We start from the raw sequence: 17,208 nt of genomic DNA on the forward strand, positions 1-17,208 counted from the left end.
TTCACTCCCCGAAGATGTCGTCGAGGAGGACGACGAACCGATCGACCAGCCGATCGGGGAGCGACGGCTCGATCGCGACGAGCAGGTCCGCCGTCGCTTCGGGATCGACGACCGAGAGTGTCACGCGGTTGTTTCGGCCGTACTCCTTCGCGACGATTTCCTGCTCGGTGAGATGGTCGACGTGGTGTTCGAGCGTCGCCCTCGCGACGCCGACGGTTTCAGCTACCGCGTCGGGATGGGACGGCCCGCGTTCCAGCAGCGTGACGAGGATCTCCCGCGCCGTTTCGCGCCGGAGCAGCGCGAGCGCACTCTGTTCCCATTCGTCGTACGTCGGCGGGTAGTAGTGCGTCCGGCCGTACAGTTGCTTCTGCACGAGCGTATCTCGTTTCAGCAATTTCCGGACGTGATACTGGACCTGTCCCGCTGCGAGGTCGAGTTCACGGCTGAGTTCGCTGAAGTGGGTCCCCGGATGATCCGTAACGTAGCGTTCGATTCGCTGGCGTTGGTGTTGCATGGGTAGTGAGTCGAGATGGCTGTCAGCGGATACCGGTTACTGGACATCGAAGCTACCGAATCGACGTACAAAACGCAGTCGCCGAATCTCACTCTCTGGGATTCGTCGGGCTCGCCCTCACCGCGTATTGTAGACGGCGTACAGCACGAGCGCGGAGACGAGAAAGTCGAGCGCGTGGCCGAGTAGGTGATGGATCGTCATCGGTACCAATCCGTACACTGTCGCGAGACCGATTCCCGTTCGTACGACGAGCGCACCGAGCGCCAGCGTGATTAACAGGTAGTGAAACTCTCGGCGGCGCGCGTAGGCGGCGACGCCCAGGGCGAACACCACGGCTGTGCCGATTCCGGCCAGGAGAATGCCCGCGAAGAGGAAGACAGCGTACTGCCGGTCGACCCACTCTGCCGGCACGAGCGCGAGTGTCCGAATCGCCGACTCGGAAACGTCCAGGACCACGTTACAGAGTACAGAAAGCTCGGTCTAAACCGTTCTGGTTGAATCGGCGAGGCTACGGCCCGTGGTACGCTTCGCTTATACGCCCGACTCGATAGCGCCGTGACCGGTTCCATCGGCGACCGGTAGTGCCGTTTTCCGGTATCCTCCTTGGTACGCACTCCGCTCCAGTTAACGATGCCATTCCACGAGGCACGTCCCCTTCTGGGAGGCCCTGTGGGACCGTCTGAAGCCACAGGTACACACATATGGCTCACTCAAACAGCAACTCACTCGCGACTGGAATACACAGAAAACGTCGCTATTACGACTTTTTCGGCGGCCTGCCGGTAGCCGTCGGCGCGACGGTGGGCCTACATCGACCCAGTACCGCCAGATGTACGGCCAGTTCCTGACGACTCGCCGTCCCGTGACCCTGACCTCGTCATCGAAGAAGCATCGGGGGAGATCGACTCCGAGGCCGTCCTCGACGATCCGACGGATCACTACGGGTGGACCGGCGAGGGGTTCCGCGTCTACAACCGCGGTGACACCCGGGTTCGAGCCGTTCTACTCGATCTATCCGGTGGAGTTCGAGATCCGCCGGCGACGCCCGCCTCGCGATCGGTATCCTCCGAACAGCGGCCAGCAAGGCCGACCGCGCCAATAACTAAATCGAGAGTGTTTGTGCATTCCTGTGTGTGTGCCAAACGCCGGCTTGCAGATTAGTCCGAGCGCAACATCGACCGCCAGGATCGGCGATACGGATTAACTCCTCGAGAATCTATTGGTAGTGATGACACAACGATCCGTGCTAGTTCGTGCGCTGTGGTTCGTGTTCGTCGGCTGGTGGGTCACACCGATCGTCGTGAACACTGCGTGGCTACTCAACGTCACAGTTGTCCTGCTCCCGATCGGTATCAAGCTAATCAATCTCGTGCCGACGGTGCTCACTCTCGCGGAGCCGCGGTCCCTTTCGGAGCCTGAGTCGGCGCGAGGGCAGCGCTCACTCGCCGTCCGGGCGATTTACTTCGTCCTCGCCGGGTGGTGGCTCAGCCTGCTGTGGGCGAACGTGGCGTCGTTCCTCGCAATCACGGTCGTGGGACTCCCGGTCGCGATCTGGATGCTCAATCGGCTGCCATACGTCACGTCGCTGTACCGGTTTCACGGCTGATCCGGAAATCCCTGATCGGTCGAATCCTGATTCAGACGGCCTGTTCTTCGAGCGTGTCGCGGTGGTTCCTGACGGTCGCCGTCGACATATTGGTCACCTCGGTGATATCAGTCTGGGTCAGCCAGCGACCCGCCTCCCGCCCGGCCTCGTAGAGGAAGGCCGCGGCGAAACCAGCGGGATGAATACGAACACGCAGGCCGAACTGTATGCCGTGTGAACGCGGATCAGCGACTGACATCGTTTCTCACTTGACAGTGATGATCCACAACAGCAGACCGTCGAGTATGAACCAGCGTAGCGACGCTCGCTCCACTAAGTGGCTACTGTTCCGTCGAACAGTGCCTCGAAGAGTTTCTTTTCCGCCGCCCGAAGGTGCTGGGTAAACGTCGTCTGTGAGATATCCATCATCGACGCGACTTCCTCTCCGCTGTGCTCACGGGGCCAATCGAAGAACCCTGCAAAATGGGCGGTCCGCGCTGCCTCTCGTTGTCGCTCCGTCAACGCAGCTGTAAGCTGTTTTCGGAAGGCGGCTTCAGTCTGTACCTCCCGCTCGTGCTCTCGCTGTGCGATCAGCGTCAACCCATCGTAGGCCGTCCGAAGCGCGTTGACGACACTTCGAATATCGTTCGAACTAGCAACCTGTGCGACCAGCTGTCCAGTGGTTCCAGTAATCGAAAACGACTCGATGCTCACTCCGTACTGCGCTAACGTCGTGACAATCGACGGTTCGTCGACCGATAGCCGGTAAAGCGCCCTGTCATCGTACGTGTGAACGTGCTGTACGGTACCGATAGACTCGGTGTCGGCCGCGTACTCGGTGACGACATCTGGCTCAGGCTCGGTGACGGTAACGTACTGGATTTGATTCTCGTTACCGTCATCGACGACGTCCGCTACCGTGACCGTACAATCGAGCTGTGCTGCCATCTTTGCTAGCGGCTCGTCGACTTCTGTCAACCGGAACTCCAATTCGGTTACGCTGTCGGAGATGAGTGTTTGCTTGCTCTCGACAGCGCTGATGGCGTCTGCGATCGTTTGACCGAGTTCGATGAACACATCCTGTTCGATTAGGTCGAACGCGTGCGGGTCGCTAGTGACTACGCCGAGGACGCCATACTCCGCATCGTGGTAGGTGAGCGGAACTACGACGCACCGTTTTTTCTCGACTGCCTCCAATTGATCGTCCTCAACGTCGGTGAACACTGGGCTCTGTTCCTCTAGTGCCTGTCCGACCGGTGTCGGATCTGCCTTACACATTTCTTCGACGTGGTTCTCGACCGACCCGATATCGCTGCCGGCCCAAGAGTTCGGGCTAACCGTGCCGTCGACAAGTCCTTGACTACCAATCCAGGCCACATCGAAGAGGTCCGACGAAGCGAACTGCTCACAGACGGCGGCCTCGATTTCGTCTCGTGTCGAGGAGGCAACAAGCTCGCGGTTGATATCGCGAAGCACTTGATTAGTATTGTTCAGTACCGTTAATCGCTTGTTCTGGTCCTCGATGCGCATTTCGTGCTCCTTTCGTTCGGTGATATCGCGCTCGATCGCGACGTAGCGATTCACGTCTCCGTCCTCTGTGATCGGCGCGATCGTAGCGTCTATCCAGAGTAGTTCTCCTGATTTCCGGCGATTCGTCAGTTCACCTTCCCAGACTGACCCGGACGTGATTTGTCCCCAGAGGTCTGCATAAAAATCGTCGCCGTGTTTCCCGGATTGCCAGAGCCGAGGATTCTCTCCGATCACCTCGTCCCGCTTGTATCCAGTGACCGACTCGACAGCAGGGTTCGCGTACTCGATAGTCCCGTCGGAGTCGGTGATGAAAATGGCGTGCCCGGCGTGTTCGATTGCCTTCCGAAAGCTCTGGAGGCGCTCGTTTACCGTCCGAAGCTTCGCCTTGAGTTCGTCTTCCTCGGTCACGTATTCCGAGAGATAGTACACTGTCAGCAAGGCGAGCGCGCTCACGACGAGGCCGGGAAGCTCTTCGAGCCCGGTGCTCGCGGTCTGTGCGGTGAGAAGTTGGCGAAGCATCATAAAGGAGAACAGCAGCGTTAAAAAGCCGAACCGGCGGTCTCGGGTACGAGCGAGCAAAAGAATCGAATACCCGACGCCCAGCAGCCTGAGTCCGATCGAGAGAGCAATAACCCAGTTCATACCGTTCGCGGCTGCCCCCGACAGTTGAAGGGCCCTTGGAGAGATAGCGTTCGCCACCTACGACTCGACCAAGTCATAGTCGAACGTAACTGGTCGCTTTGAATAATCCCTGTGGTCGGTGCTTCGCCCGAGACGCGCCCCCGATTTGTCCCCAACCGACCCCGACCCAAACAGTATTGGTACCTGAATATGGGGTATCTCTCCGGTTTCGGGGCGGTTCAGAGTATATTGGTATCACCCTCTCCACGGGGGACCACGTACGAATACGTGTATGAACTCCAGAACTAACCGGCCGACGTGGGAGCAAGTGGTCGTCGACAAGACGATCGATGACGGGTGGTGGCGATGAGCACCACAGACGACAACACGCTTCCCGGTATTCCGAACGTCGGGAAAGCTGATCTCGACGCGATGGTTGAGAACGAGCGACCCGATCCGCGAGAGGAGCTCGCAGACGTCGAGGCGGACACGGATCTCGGCATCGCGATGGCCGAGGACGCACAGCGCGTCGCTCGCGGTGAACTCTCCGGCGACGAGTACTGGGAAAAGTACGACGAAGCCGCCGGTGCCGAGTTCGGCGAGGCGTATCAGGAGACACCGAACCCTGCAGTTGACGCCGGCGACCAGACTGTCTCGACGGAGACGGCCGAGTCGTTGAGCTGTGCCGTCGGGTCGATGGACACCGTTGCGACGGAGTCGGCGCAGGTTGAAGGAGAGGAGCCCGACGGTGGGATCGGCGCGGGCGACGAGAAGTGGGGGATGGTGATCGACCTCCAGAAATGCGTCGGCTGTGACTCGTGTACGGTCGCGTGTAAGTCCGAAAACCGGACGCCACCCGGCGTTTCGTACAACGTCGTGATGGAAGAAGAACACGGCGAGTTCCCGAACGTCACGCGGACGAACGTGCCTCGACCGTGTATGCAGTGCGATAACCCGCCTTGTGTACAGGTGTGTCCGGTCTCGGCGACGTACAAGATGGACGACGGCGTGGTCAACATCGACTACGACCGCTGTATCGGCTGTCGATACTGTATCATTGCTTGCCCGTACGGCGCACGCTACTTCGATTTCGGCGAGAATTACGACGACGAAGTCGACGAGGCGGGCGAAGTGACCAGTCCTGAGTACGGCGTCGACCGCGGACCACGCGAGGAGGGGAAATCGCCGATCGGCAACATCCGCAAGTGCAGTTTCTGCACCCACCGGTTAGAACGCGGTGAAGAGCCGGCGTGCGTCGAGACGTGCGTCGGCGACGCCCGGAATATGGGCGACCTCGAGAACCCGGACAGCGATGTCGCGCAGATGGCCAACTCGTCACGCGCGTTCCAACTGAAAGAAGACGAGGGGACTGACCCCAACGTCTACTACCTCAAATAGACCGATGTCGACACAGAGTTCACGCTTCGAGTTCGATCCGGGGTTCGAAGACGACCGGCTACGCGTCGCCTGGTACGCGGTCGTCGGCGTATTCGTCGCCGTCGGCGCCTACGCGACGTACCTCAGGATCACAGGGGGGATGGCGACCACCAACCTCACGAGTATCGTTCCGTGGGGCGCGTGGGTCGCCTTCTACATCTACTTCGTCGGCCTCTCCGCCGGCGCGTTCCTCGTAAGCACGATGGCCAACGTCTTCGAGGTCGAGGGAATGCACCGGATCGACCGCGACGCGCTGTTCGCGGCCATCATCAGTATGGCGGTGGCGCTGCTGTTCGTCTGGATCGACCTCGGACGGATGGACCGGATGTACTTCCCGTTCATCTGGCGCCAACTGACCTCCGCACTCTCGTGGGAAGTGCACGCCTACGTGGCCTATATCGGGATTCTGGTCACGGAGCTGTACTTCTCGATGCGGATCGACCTCGCACGGATCGCCCAGCGAACCTCGGGGCTTCGACAGACGTTCTACGCGGCGCTGGCGCTCGGCCGACTGGACACGAGCGAGGGGTCCCAGTCGTTCGACCAGCGGTGGCTCAAGCGGGCCGGCATCGTCGGGATCCCACTGGCGATCTTCATGGTCCACGGCGGGACCGGCGTGCTGTTCGCCGTCTCGAAGGCCCGTCCGTACTGGAACAGCGGGCTGTTCCCGGTGATCTTCGTCATCTCGGCGCTGCTCAGCGGGACCGCGCTCGTGATGGTGGTCTACGTGCTTCGGACCCGGCTGTTCGACGGCGATTCGGTCGATCCGGATCTACTCGACCGACTTGCACAGCTTTTGATCGGCTTCATTATCGTCGACGCCGCCCTGACCGCCATCGAGACGTTCATCGCGATCGCCAGCGTCCACCCCCACGAGATCGAGACCTGGCAGGTCATTATGTACGGGCCGATGTCGTGGTCGTTCTGGTGGTTTATGATCGGATTCAGCTGGGTGTTCCCGATGGTCCTGCTGAGCAAGCGATCCTGGCGACGCACGCCGGCGGTGATGGTGCTGACGGGACTGAGCGTCGTCATCGGGATTATCGCGGTTCGATTCAACATCGTCGTTCCGGCACAGGTTATGCCGGTGATGGAGGGGCTCCCCCACGGGTCGTACTTCCCGACACTGGTCGAGTGGGGGACGAGCGTCGGTATGATCGGCGTCGGCCTGCTGTTGTACACGCTCGGAGCGGAGACACTGCCGTTGACGCCGCTTACTGGAGGTGACCACTAATGAGTGCTGACGATTCGGGCGAGGACGGCGCAGGCGTATCGCGTCGTGACTTCGTCAAGGCGGCCGGGAGCATCGGAGTCATCGCGGCGGCGAGCAACGCCGCGGTCGACGTGGACATCGACGACCTGTGGACGGACGATGAGCACCACTACGTCGGGGACGACTACGGCGAGTACGGTGCGAGCGACGTGATTCACACCACCTGCGGACAGTGTAACACGTTCTGTCCGATCAAGGTGCGGCTCGCGGACGGGAGCGGCACCGGCGAGTACAGCTCGCTCGTCCGGAAGCTCGCCGGGAACCCGTACTCGTTCCTCAACACACAGCCGTTCTCACAGGTCCCCTACGAGAGCGATCCGGATGACGTGGCGATGGGCGACGTCGAGGGGAGCGGCGACGTCGAAACCGATCGCTGGTCGGTCTCGGGCGGCCGGATCTGCCTGAAAGGGCAGGCGGGGATCCAGACGGCCTTCGACAGCTACCGTGTCCGTCAACCGATGAAACGAGTCGGTCCGCGCGGCTCGGGCGAGTGGAAGACCGTCTCGTGGGACCAGGTGATTCGAGACATCGTCGAGGGCGACGACGACCTCGGCCACCCCGGACTCAAAGACATCTGGGGATACGCGCCACAGGAGACGGTGATGAGCGACTGGGAGGCCGTCCAGAACGGCGAGCTGTCCAAGTCGGCGTTCGACGAGAAGTACGCCGACGACCTCATCGACACCGACCACCCCGACCTCGGCCCGAAGTCCAACCAGATCGTCGACGTCGGCGGGTTCCGCCGGAACTTCATCCGGAACCGGCTCTGGCACCAAGGGCTGGGGTCGATAAACAGCATCCACCACGCCGGAACCTGCGGCGTTTCGAGCGTGATGGGCAACGTGCGCTCGCACGCTGCCCAGAAGAAGCGGCAGTACCCCGACATCGAGAACTGCGAGTACCTCATCGTCTGGGGGACCAACCCGATGGTCGCCAACAAGGGCCCGACGTGGCTCGCCCCGAAGCTGACGAACGCCATCGAGGACGGGATGCGGATGGACGTCGTCGACCCGCGACTGTCGAAGACCGCCGAAAAAGCCGACACGTGGGTGCCCGTCGAACCCGGCGCCGACGGTGCGCTCGCGCTCGGGATGGCGCGGTGGATCATCGAGAACGACCGCCACGACCTGACGTACCTCCAGAACCCCTCGCAGTCGGCCGCGAGCGACGACGACGAGCCCACGTGGAGCGACGCTTCGCACCTCGTCCTCGTCGACGAGCAGGCGGGGCCGAAGGCGCGAGCCAGTGATCTCGGGCTCGTTCCGGAGGACGCCGACACCGCGGACGACTTCGTCGCCGTCGACGCGGCGACGGGCGAGCCGCGCCCCGCGAGCGAGGTCGACACGGCGGTTCTCGACGTCGACGTGACCATCGACGGAACGGCGGTTCGAAGCGTCTGGAGCCAGTACCGCGAGCGCGTCTTCGAACACACAATCGAGGAGTACGCCGAGATGGCCGGCGTGCCGGCCAAACAGATCTCCGAGATCGCCGACGAGTTCACGAGCCACGGCAAGCGGGCGGCGATCATGGCCTACCGCGGCCCGGCGAAGCACACTAACGGCTTCTACAACACGCGAGCGATCGCCACCCTCCAACACCTCATCGGGAACTACGACTGGAAGGGCGGCCAGATCACGCCCTACGCGGGCTACAGCACGATGTCGGGCCGGTACGAGCTCGGTTCGGTGCCCGACGGCCACTCGCCGTGGGGGATCCCCCTGCTCCGCGGCGGCGTCAACTACGAGGACACCTCGCTGTTCGATCGCGACGACGGCTACCCGGCGAAGCGGCCGTGGTTCCCCGTCGCGCCGCCGCAGGCGACCCAGGAGCTCTACGGTAGCGCCGCCGATGAGTACCCGTACGGTGTCGAGGCGCTGTTCATCCGGCCGTACTCGAACAATCACGTGATGGCGATTGCCGGCGGCGACGAGATCCCGGCGGTTCTCAAAGACACCGACGCGATCCCGCTGATCGTCGCTTCGGACACGGTCATCGGCGAGACGAGCCAGTACGCCGACTACATCCTTCCCGAGCCGACCTACCTCGAACGGTGGGAGAACTTCGGGACGTACCCGAACAAGCGGCTGGCCGACGAGAAGATCAGCCAGCCAGCCGTCTCTGTCGTCCCCGATGCGCGTCCGTTCGAGGACGTCCTCATCGAGCTGTGGTCGGAACTCGATCTCCCCGGTGTCGGTGAGGACGCTATCCCCGACGCGGACGGCGACCTGTGGCCCCTCGAACAGGCCGAGGACTTCTACCTGAAGCTCGCGGCCAACATCGCGTACGGTCGCAATCCCGTCGCGGACGCGAGCGAGGACGAACTGCGGGTTTTCCGTGAGAGCCACGAGAACGGCCTCGGCGAGCAGTTCGATCTCGACCGCTGGAAGGCAGCGGTCACCGACGAAGAGTGGGAAAAGGTCGTCACGGTGTTGAACCGTGGCGGCCGCTTCGAGGAGCCGACCGAGGGCTACGACGAAGCGTTCGCAGAGCACGGTCACGGATACGACTACGCCGAGCGCGCGGACGGTTCGAACGCCTACGACGGCGAGCACATGCGGTACAAACTCGAGTCCCGCGTCGACTTCTACAGCGAGGTCGTCCCGAAGGGGAAACACTCCTTCACCGGCGAGCGCTTCGACCCGCTCCCGAGGGTCGACGACGTCGAGCACTACGACGGAACCGTGCAGGCCGCGGTAAGCGGCGACGGCGACCGGGAGCGCCCGCTCCGGCTGATCAACTGGAAGCCCCGGACCCAGGGGATGCATCGCACCCAGAACAGCCCGTGGCTCCGCGAGACCCGCCCGGAGAATCCCGTGTGGATCAATCCACAGGACGCCGAGGAGCGCGGCATCGAGAACGGCGACGACATCGTCCTCGATGCAGGCCGCAAGACCGTCGACGCGGTCGCGATGGTCACGAGCGGAATCCGCCCCGGCGTCGTCGGTGCGATGTGGGGATGGGGTCGAAGGGGCGACGGTGCGACGACCGAGACGATCGACGGCGAAACGCGGCCGGCGGTCGAGGCCGACGGGCACAGCGACTACCAGTTCGACGAGCCGATGACCGAGGAGGCCGGATACGCGAAGGGGCGCGACGCCGGCTTCGCGATCAACCACGTCCAACCGTTAGACGAGGAGCTCGGGGACACCGGTCTCTCGGATCTGGTCGGCGGGAGTAACGCGCAGTACGACGCCTTCGTCGACGTGGAGCGGCGGTGATACGCATGTCCGAACACACAGACACAGACGCCGCCCACGACGAGGCGGCGATGGCGACGGCCCGTGCCCGCCTGTACGGGCTGTTAGCCGCGACCTTCGACGGCGAGGCCGAGACGACCGCTGCCGCGCTCGATCGGGGGGCCTTCGCGGCCGTCGCCGAGGTATTCCCGATCGACATCGAGACGGCGGACCTACGCGGCGACGGCTACGACGCCGACTCGCTGGCGATCGGGTACGACAACCTGTTCGCCGTCCCCGGGACCCACTACGTCCCGCCGTTCGCGTCCGCTCACGCGGTCGATCCGAGCGAGGCGTTCGAGTCCGACTCGCGGTATCACACCGCCGGGGAGGCCGGAGAACTCCTCGGCGATCCGGCAGCCGAGATGGCGCAGCTGTACGCCGCCGCCGGGTTTTCGCCCGAGCGCGGGGACGAGATCCCCGATCACGTGGCCGCGTGCTTCGAGTTTATGCGCGCGCTGTGTGAGCGAGAGGCGGCGCTCCTCGACGAGGGCGGAAGCGAGGCAAACCTCGACGCCGTCCGCGACCTCCAAGCCCGGACGCTCTCGCGATTGGGTTGGATCGATCGATTCGAAGCGGCCGTTGCGAGCAGCGACACGGTCGAAGGCGTCTTCGCTGCAATCGCTCGTCTCGCGCGGACGTTCACCGCGTGGGACGCACAGGAAGTCGTCCAGACCGATCTGCAGCCGTCCGAAACCACATCCTCAGAACTACCCGACCAATGACAACCACAGACATCTCAGACGCCGACCTCCGTGATCGCCTCCGCGCCGTCGACGACCCGGCGCTCGATACAGACATCGTCACTGCCGGACTCGTCAACGAGATTACCGTCGACGACGGAACCGCCGCCATCGAGCTCGCACTCGGCGCGCCGCACGCACCGGACGAGTCCGCCATCGCGGAGCGCGTCCGTGAGGTCGCCGACGAAACGGGGATCGACGTCGAGCTCTCGGCGAACGTGCCGCTGTTCGATTCCGCCGAGTCGTCGGTTCTGCCCGGCGTCAAAAACGTGATTGCCGTCGCCTCCGGAAAGGGCGGTGTCGGAAAAAGCACCGTCGCCGTCAACCTCGCCGCCGGCCTCGCCGATCGCGGGGCGAACGTCGGGCTGTTCGACGCTGACGTGTACGGGCCAAACGTCCCGCAGATGCTCGGCACCGACACCGATCCCGACGTGCGGACCGTCGACGGCGAAGACCGAATCGAACCGCCGATCGCCCACGGGCTCAAGGTGATGAGCGTCGGACTGATGATCGAGGACGACGATCCGGTCGTCTGGCGCGGTCCGGTCGCACAGGACACACTCACCGACCTGTTTGGCGACGTTTCGTGGGGAACGCTTGACTACCTCGTCGTGGATCTCCCGCCTGGGACTGGGGATGTCCAGCTGACGGTGCTACAGCACTTACCCGTCACGGGGGCTGTCGTCGTCACGACACCGCAGTCCGTCGCCGTGGGCGATACCCGTAGAGGTATCGAGATGTTTGGTGAGTACCGGACCAACGTGTTGGGTGTGGTTGAGAACATGAGCGGCTTTGTCTGCCCTAGTTGCGGAGACGCTCACGAGATCTTCGGCGAAGACGGTGGCCGATCTCTGGCCGACGCAGTCGATGTCCCGTACCTCGGATCGCTTCCGCTGGATCCGGCGGTTCGTGTAGGCGCCGACGACGGCGAGCCGGTCGTTCGTCAGAGCGACGCGAAGACCGCGGAAGCATTTGAAGACCTAGCGGCGAGGGTTGCGAACAAAGTTGGCGTGCTGCGACGCCACCACCGCCAGACTACTACCGTCGGTGGCGAATAAAAATCAGGTCGGTTCGGAGCGACCGCTGTGAGCGAGAACCGCGACAGCGAACGGCGAACGCGGTGAGCAAGCGGAGGGCAACAGCGGCGAGCGGGCCGGTACGGACACACCTGTCCAGCCGGCCACGTCGCTCGATGAGCCATCCAGCTCCTTGGCGGACCCAGAAAGGGCGAGGCCGCCTCGTGAGCGGAGTTTCCGCGGGTACAACGCTGAAGCAGGCGAGAACAGCCTCCTCGTAGCCTCGGTTTTCTCGGGGGGCTCTTGTAGGACGACCTGCGTGTTGCAACTCTTGCAGAACACTCCTCAAAGGGAGTGTGACTGAACACTTCGTGTCCGCAAACAGGACACCAGAGGAACTCACTGTATCGGTCGAGTACTTCGAGACTCATTGTTGGACCGACCCGGTTCGACTGGGTCACTCTCTCCGGCCCGGCCGAAAAACACCCTCCGTGCGTACGTTCTCAGCGTTCAGGGCCGTAGACGATGCACGAGGGGCTTCACACCCACAAGTATGGGCAGTCAAACTAGTGCTGTACCTTCGCTCCATAAGCTGCCTTCTCGACAAGGACGTCGTCGTTCGGACACTCCGGTCAGTTCGGGCGCTGGCCACTCCCAAAGAGAATCCCGGTACGTGGTTGCCTCCTTCGTCTTGAAGCCTCGCGACCAGATCGGGTAGCCGTCGACGAGGAGTGCCTCGGCTTCGCGGTGTTACTCCCACACATTGAGAATCGGTGGCTCGGTTGTGATCTCGACATCGCCTGACTTATCGAGTACGACGACAACCCAACACCACTCCCCCAATCAATTCCACTGCAGTACTCATACGTGCGCGCTCTAAGGCCTGAAGCTTCCTTCTACCGCTGACAGATCTCTCCTATGTCTGTCTACGAGGTCGAATTCGGCGAGGTCCGTGAGCCCGGCGACTGCATCGCAGCGGAGATCAGCGAACGACGGGTGTGAGCCGCCTCGTAGTTTGACCTCGACGACAAGCGACTACACGTAATCGAGCGTGTCCTCGATGGCAGCAGCAAGCGTGAACAACGTTGTCTCGTCGAAGTGATTCCCAACGAGCATCAGTCCCACCGGCAGCCCCTCTGGCTTACCGCACGGGACGGTAATCGCGGGGTGCCCGGTCACGTTAAACAGGCACGTATTGGCTATGGTCACCACTTCGCGCTCGAGTGCTTCCACACGGCTCATCTCCGGTGCTTTCTCGAAGGCTCGCACGACTGTCGTCGGCAACGCAATCGCGTCGTACGTTTCGAGCACCTCGTTGTACTCCTGTTCAGCTGCCATCGCAAGGTTCCGGGCTTTCGCATACGGTTCGATACCATACTCGGACTTGAGGAAGGCCGCAGCCAGTAGCGAGCGGATTACCGTCGGCGGCAGATCTCGGGGGCGAGCCTCTTGGAACGAATCCATCACGCGCGCCAGTTGTGGCCACGACCACCCTTTCTGATTCGTGCCGACGCTTCCTTCCTGGAGGAGCCGCGCTCCGCCCTGCGTTGCGATCGCCCCCCAGATCGCCATCGACTGTCGGTGTCGCGGGATCGAGACGTGATCGACGCTGACGCCGCACGCCTCGAAGCCAGCCTTCGTCTCACGAACCGTTTCGTCGACGACGGGATCCGAGAACTCCCACCCGAATCCTTCGTCCAAAAACGCAATCGAGAGCTCATCTGGATCATCGTCAGCCGCGGCGGCGTACGAATCTGCTTCGACACCGTCGGGCTGTCGCGTATCGAGTTTGATCCCGTCGGTGGTATCCGTCCCAGCAATCACTTCGAGCGTTTGGGCGACCGTCTCGACGGTCGAGGCCATCGGTCCCAGGTGATCGATCGTCCGTTCCAGCGGGACGACACCAGTGTATGGAACGAGTCCGTGCGTCGGTTTGATCCCAACGAGCCCGCACCACGAACTGGGGATGCGAATCGATCCGGCTTGGTCGGTCCCGAGTGCGACATCACAATCGCCGGCAACAGGTGCAGCGCCCGAGCCACTCGATGATCCACCCGCCAGATGCGCTTCCGAGTGGGGGTTCGTCACTGGGCCGTGATCACTCATTCCGCCGGTTCCGGACCACGCGAAGCTCTCCATATTGAGCTTCCCACCAATCTCCGCCCCCGCATCCAACAACCGATTCACTGCTGTGGCGTCGATCGTCGGAACGAAACCCTCCATCAGCGACGATCCCAACGTCAGTTCGACGCCTGCCAGGGCAATCGAATCTTTGAGCCCGACAGTCTGTCCGGCCAGTGGACCATCACTTTGAGTGCGGATCTGTGTTTTCCGAACCCACGCGTTGAGTGGGTCTTCTGACGCAGCGGGTCGATAGCTACTACTTCGACCCGTGTACTCATCTGGTTCGAGTCCGGGATCGAATGAGGGTGCGTGTCGGATTGGGTCCGAACCCTCGATAGCTGCACTGGCAAGCGTTTGATAATCCTCACAGTCGGACTCACTCAGCGGGATTCCGAGCTCCGCAGCGAGGTCGCTGATTTCAGTGGTGGTCGGCGTCGCAAACGGTGTGGTGTCGCTACGGGGCATTATCGTTCATCCCACGAATCGATCGGATACTTGAGATCCATCGATGCCGGATGCTCAGTCTGGGGCGAGACGAGCCGTTGCTGGCCCTCTGACCATTGCCCAGTTGGTACGCTCAGTTCGCCCTCTTTGGGTCGCCCAACGTCATCGAACCCGAATTCACCGGTGACCGTCTCGAACGTGCGAGTCTGGAGTTGTTCCTGAATCGCGTCTGGGGAGATCGAATCGGCGTTGACGAGCGCCTGCTCGGCGACCTGGGTGAGATTATACGAGGCACCAACCATCACGGGCGGGTACTCACTCTCTTCTCCGTACTCAGATTGATACGTCTCGTAGAGTGCTTCGTTGCCATTGCCAGTCATTCCGGGGACCCACCCGGGACACATACAGACTGAGCGTCCCGACTCACCGAGGGCAGACCACCACGCGAACGGATCAGCTGCTCGAACGAATTGAATGAAATCGGGGATATACGAGGCAGCTTCCATCTGCTGCATCGCCGTAATCCCGCCGTTCGGTGTCGGGTTCGATAGGAGGATGTCAGGATCGCTCTCGGCTGTCTGAGAAATGATCGAGGAGAAGTCACTCGAGCCGATACTGTATCGCTCTCGCAGCACGATTTCGTAGCCAGCGTTGGAGAGTTGTTCTTCCCACGTCGCCGCCATCTCTTCGCCCCACCCGGAATTCGGCTCCCAGATTGCGACATCCGTGGCACTTTCAGGAGCCTGCTCGAGCGTGTTGAGTGTCCCACGCACTACGTCACGGCTATGCGGGAAGGGAATGAACGTCCAGTCAGCATCTGCTTCGATGCGGTTCTGTTCGTACGAGGCAGCGATTGCAACGAATGGGATCTCTTCCTGTTCGGCGAACGCAGAGCCAGCAGGAACCAGTAAACTGGAGAAACTTCCCCACAGCATATCGACGTCGTTGTTGCTGGTGATCTGCTGGAGTTGTTGTCTGAGTACCTCGGGATCCGATTCATCGTCTTGGAGAATTAACTCGACTTCGAGATCGTCGTTGTTCTCCTCGATCCGCTGGACCCCGAGTTCATACCCGCGCCGCAGGTCCTGTCCCAGCGATGAAAACTGCCCGGTTTCTGGAATTGTCGATCCAATCGTGATCGTATCTGAGCTACTGGAACTGCTCCCTGGGAGCGAACAACCACTCAATCCAGCCAGTGCGACCGTCGACCCTGCCAGATACCCACGACGTGTGATAGTTTTTCGTGACACAAACTAACAGACAGCATAGAGCGTATATAAGTATGCCCAACGGAAAAATGAAGGACAGCGTGAATTTGAACTCCCAGCTGTTTTCCTCTCGTCGAGGTGTTTTGCCAGGAGTTTCACATTTCATACCGGCTCTTTCTTTGGACGATTATCGCGATATACAACCTAACCTGACGGCCTCGTAGGGCGTTAGAACCGGGTCGGGATCTTTTGTAGCTGTAACAACCACCTCGACGAGTTTCGATTCTGGACGTCGAGTCGAGACATTGCTCGACGGCGGGGTGAACTTCCGGAACTCAGTAATGACAATACGCTGGTTAGCATATGTTTCGGACAGCAAGTGGAGACGAATTCCGTTTTGGTCTGACCGCAGAAAGCATTTACACGAATGGGCGAACGTCTGCATATGCCCTCCAGACGCGCGTATCTAGCGACTCTCACAACTCTCGGGCTCGCTGGCTGTCTCGGTCACTCACCTGGCTCGACGACCGAGTCTACGACTAACACAGCGTCCGACACGGCCTCGCGTCCTGCGTTGACCATCGAGGCTACTGCCGTCCAGTACGCGTATCGCCACATCCAGAACGTGGATTGGAACGCGATCCGGACCGCAGATGGGCAGTTCGTGTTTGTCACTGTGGACGCCCGCGATGCAGACCCGACCCCCGGTCGGGACGCATTCACGCTCGTCGCCGCCGCCGAAACCTTCAACCCGATCGTGATCGAGCACACCTACCCGGTTGATCTCGATGTGCCGAAGGGATCGTATCGACCCGACCAGGAGGATGCCGACCCTCGAGGCTGGCTGCTGTTCGATGTGCCGACACACCTCGACACTGAACCATCACTGCGGTTGGAACGCGATACCGACTCCTGGGAGTGGGCCCTCGACACCGAGAAAGCAACGACACCGCCGCCGGCGTGGGAGTGGACTGTGAGCGCCCCCGAGACGGTCGCACCCAACGAGACCTTCGAGATTACGGTCTCAGCTGAGAACGTTGGCGATGGTCTCGGGACGTTCCGTGGGGCAGTGAACTTCTCGTACCCGCTGTACCGCCCGAAAGGCTTCGATATCGTGCTTACTCCTGGCGAGTCCGGTGAGGCCACGGTCTCGGCGAGTAGTGAGGACGCCGATCCAGGGCGGGAACTGGATTATGGCGTCCGAACGCCAACAGAAGAATCGGGAGTGAGCGTTACTGTCGTGGAGGCGTCGCGCTCGGGTTCGACATCGAGTGAGCGGACGGCCTGACTGCTGTCACATACTTGCTGTGTGGGGCACTCCTCTCGGGTCTTGAAGACGAGCTGTTCGTGTTCGGCTTCGTTGGTGTTCATCCAAAATGCTGCTTTTCTGGGGTCACGAGCCAATCGCTGGGTTATCTGTCCGCTTTTTCGTAGTCCCGTACCTGCCTGTGCCCAAATGTTCATATAGTCTGTTTTC

Annotated in this window: 12 protein-coding genes and 4 pseudogenes; 8 read left to right on the top strand and 8 right to left on the bottom strand. The window is 61.6% G+C overall.

All coding sequences use genetic code 11. The features are described 5' to 3' along the window. Position 1 precedes the first annotated feature (1 nt). Positions 2-514 (bottom strand): winged helix-turn-helix transcriptional regulator, encoded by a 513-nt coding sequence (locus tag NO876_RS11235; protein WP_256421775.1) that lies wholly within the window; start codon positions 512-514, stop codon positions 2-4. A 117-nt stretch (positions 515-631) separates the two neighbouring features. After that, complete coding sequence (locus tag NO876_RS11240) at positions 632-970, bottom strand: DUF7471 family protein (RefSeq protein ID WP_256421776.1); 339 nt, start codon at positions 968-970, stop codon at positions 632-634. A gap of 575 nt (positions 971-1,545) precedes the next feature. Between NO876_RS11240 and NO876_RS18040 the strand changes: the two are divergent. Beyond that, positions 1,546-1,617: pseudogene (locus tag NO876_RS18040) on the top strand (cell division control protein 6); the annotation flags it as partial. A gap of 125 nt (positions 1,618-1,742) precedes the next feature. Beyond that, positions 1,743-2,120 (top strand): YccF domain-containing protein, encoded by a 378-nt coding sequence (locus NO876_RS11245; RefSeq protein WP_256421777.1) that lies wholly within the window; start codon positions 1,743-1,745, stop codon positions 2,118-2,120. A 31-nt stretch (positions 2,121-2,151) separates the two neighbouring features. On the opposite strand, the pseudogene NO876_RS11250 reads toward NO876_RS11245, so the two are convergent. Together NO876_RS11250 and NO876_RS11255 are read right to left on the bottom strand one after the other, a co-directional pair. Next, positions 2,152-2,304, bottom strand: a pseudogene (locus tag NO876_RS11250) (transcription initiation factor IIB family protein); the annotation flags it as partial. Positions 2,305-2,432: 128 nt separating this feature from the next. After that, positions 2,433-4,328, bottom strand: a complete 1,896-nt coding sequence (locus tag NO876_RS11255) for a bacterio-opsin activator domain-containing protein (RefSeq protein ID WP_256421778.1) — start codon at positions 4,326-4,328, stop codon at positions 2,433-2,435. A 288-nt stretch (positions 4,329-4,616) separates the two neighbouring features. Here NO876_RS11255 and NO876_RS11260 point away from each other — a divergent pair, with 288 nt between their 5' ends. The 5 genes from NO876_RS11260 to NO876_RS11280 are packed head-to-tail and all read left to right on the top strand — an operon-like array spanning position 4,617 to position 11,997. Further along, positions 4,617-5,648, top strand: a complete 1,032-nt coding sequence (locus tag NO876_RS11260) for a 4Fe-4S dicluster domain-containing protein (RefSeq protein ID WP_256421779.1) — start codon at positions 4,617-4,619, stop codon at positions 5,646-5,648. Positions 5,649-5,652: 4 nt separating this feature from the next. Next, positions 5,653-6,921: an NrfD/PsrC family molybdoenzyme membrane anchor subunit gene (nrfD, locus tag NO876_RS11265; protein WP_256421780.1), complete on the top strand. Its 1,269-nt coding sequence runs from the start codon at positions 5,653-5,655 to the stop codon at positions 6,919-6,921. Continuing rightward, positions 6,921-10,178, top strand: coding sequence for a molybdopterin-dependent oxidoreductase (locus NO876_RS11270; RefSeq protein ID WP_256421781.1), 3,258 nt, complete (start codon positions 6,921-6,923; stop codon positions 10,176-10,178). The genes nrfD and NO876_RS11270 overlap by 1 nt, the downstream gene beginning before the upstream one ends. 5 nt (positions 10,179-10,183) lie before the next feature. Next, positions 10,184-10,921, top strand: coding sequence for a TorD/DmsD family molecular chaperone (locus NO876_RS11275; RefSeq protein WP_256421782.1), 738 nt, complete (start codon positions 10,184-10,186; stop codon positions 10,919-10,921). Further along, positions 10,918-11,997: a P-loop NTPase gene (locus tag NO876_RS11280; RefSeq protein WP_256421783.1), complete on the top strand. Its 1,080-nt coding sequence runs from the start codon at positions 10,918-10,920 to the stop codon at positions 11,995-11,997. The genes NO876_RS11275 and NO876_RS11280 overlap by 4 nt, the downstream gene beginning before the upstream one ends. 211 nt (positions 11,998-12,208) lie before the next feature. Here the strand turns inward: NO876_RS11280 and NO876_RS18130 are convergent. From NO876_RS18130 to NO876_RS11295, 4 genes and pseudogenes are all read right to left on the bottom strand, one after another. Continuing rightward, a pseudogene (locus tag NO876_RS18130) lies at positions 12,209-12,386 on the bottom strand (DUF7567 family protein); the annotation flags it as partial. A 72-nt stretch (positions 12,387-12,458) separates the two neighbouring features. Next, positions 12,459-12,690, bottom strand: a pseudogene (locus tag NO876_RS11285) (DUF7568 family protein); the annotation flags it as partial. 300 nt (positions 12,691-12,990) lie between these two features. Further along, a complete protein-coding gene (locus NO876_RS11290; protein ID WP_256421784.1) occupies positions 12,991-14,544 on the bottom strand; it encodes an amidase in 1,554 nt (517 codons plus the stop codon). Further along, positions 14,544-15,710 carry an amino acid ABC transporter substrate-binding protein gene (locus tag NO876_RS11295; protein ID WP_256421785.1) on the bottom strand — a complete coding sequence of 389 codons (1,167 nt, stop codon included), beginning with the start codon at positions 15,708-15,710 and terminating at the stop codon, positions 14,544-14,546. Before NO876_RS11295 ends, NO876_RS11290 begins: the two co-directional genes overlap by 1 nt. A gap of 448 nt (positions 15,711-16,158) precedes the next feature. Here NO876_RS11295 and NO876_RS11300 point away from each other — a divergent pair, with 448 nt between their 5' ends. Then, positions 16,159-17,019: a hypothetical protein gene (locus NO876_RS11300; protein ID WP_256421786.1), complete on the top strand. Its 861-nt coding sequence runs from the start codon at positions 16,159-16,161 to the stop codon at positions 17,017-17,019. The last annotated feature ends 189 nt before the right edge of the window (positions 17,020-17,208 follow it).

Source organism: Halobellus rarus (genome assembly GCF_024494595.1).
GTDB classification, from domain to species: Archaea; Halobacteriota; Halobacteria; order Halobacteriales; family Haloferacaceae; genus Haloquadratum; species Haloquadratum rarum.

What these genes read in the sequence shown, in the direction of transcription:
- NO876_RS11235 (WP_256421775.1), bottom strand. Translation starts at nt 514, where the DNA reads ATGCAACACCAACGCCAGCGAATCGAACGCTACGTTACGGATCATCCG.
- NO876_RS11290 (WP_256421784.1), bottom strand. Translation starts at nt 14,544, where the DNA reads ATGCCCCGTAGCGACACCACACCGTTTGCGACGCCGACCACCACTGAA.
- NO876_RS11260 (WP_256421779.1), top strand. Translation starts at nt 4,617, where the DNA reads ATGAGCACCACAGACGACAACACGCTTCCCGGTATTCCGAACGTCGGG.
- NO876_RS11270 (WP_256421781.1), top strand. Translation starts at nt 6,921, where the DNA reads ATGAGTGCTGACGATTCGGGCGAGGACGGCGCAGGCGTATCGCGTCGT.
- NO876_RS11280 (WP_256421783.1), top strand. Translation starts at nt 10,918, where the DNA reads ATGACAACCACAGACATCTCAGACGCCGACCTCCGTGATCGCCTCCGC.
- NO876_RS11275 (WP_256421782.1), top strand. Translation starts at nt 10,184, where the DNA reads ATGTCCGAACACACAGACACAGACGCCGCCCACGACGAGGCGGCGATG.
- NO876_RS11300 (WP_256421786.1), top strand. Translation starts at nt 16,159, where the DNA reads ATGGGCGAACGTCTGCATATGCCCTCCAGACGCGCGTATCTAGCGACT.
- NO876_RS11245 (WP_256421777.1), top strand. Translation starts at nt 1,743, where the DNA reads ATGACACAACGATCCGTGCTAGTTCGTGCGCTGTGGTTCGTGTTCGTC.
- nrfD (WP_256421780.1), top strand. Translation starts at nt 5,653, where the DNA reads ATGTCGACACAGAGTTCACGCTTCGAGTTCGATCCGGGGTTCGAAGAC.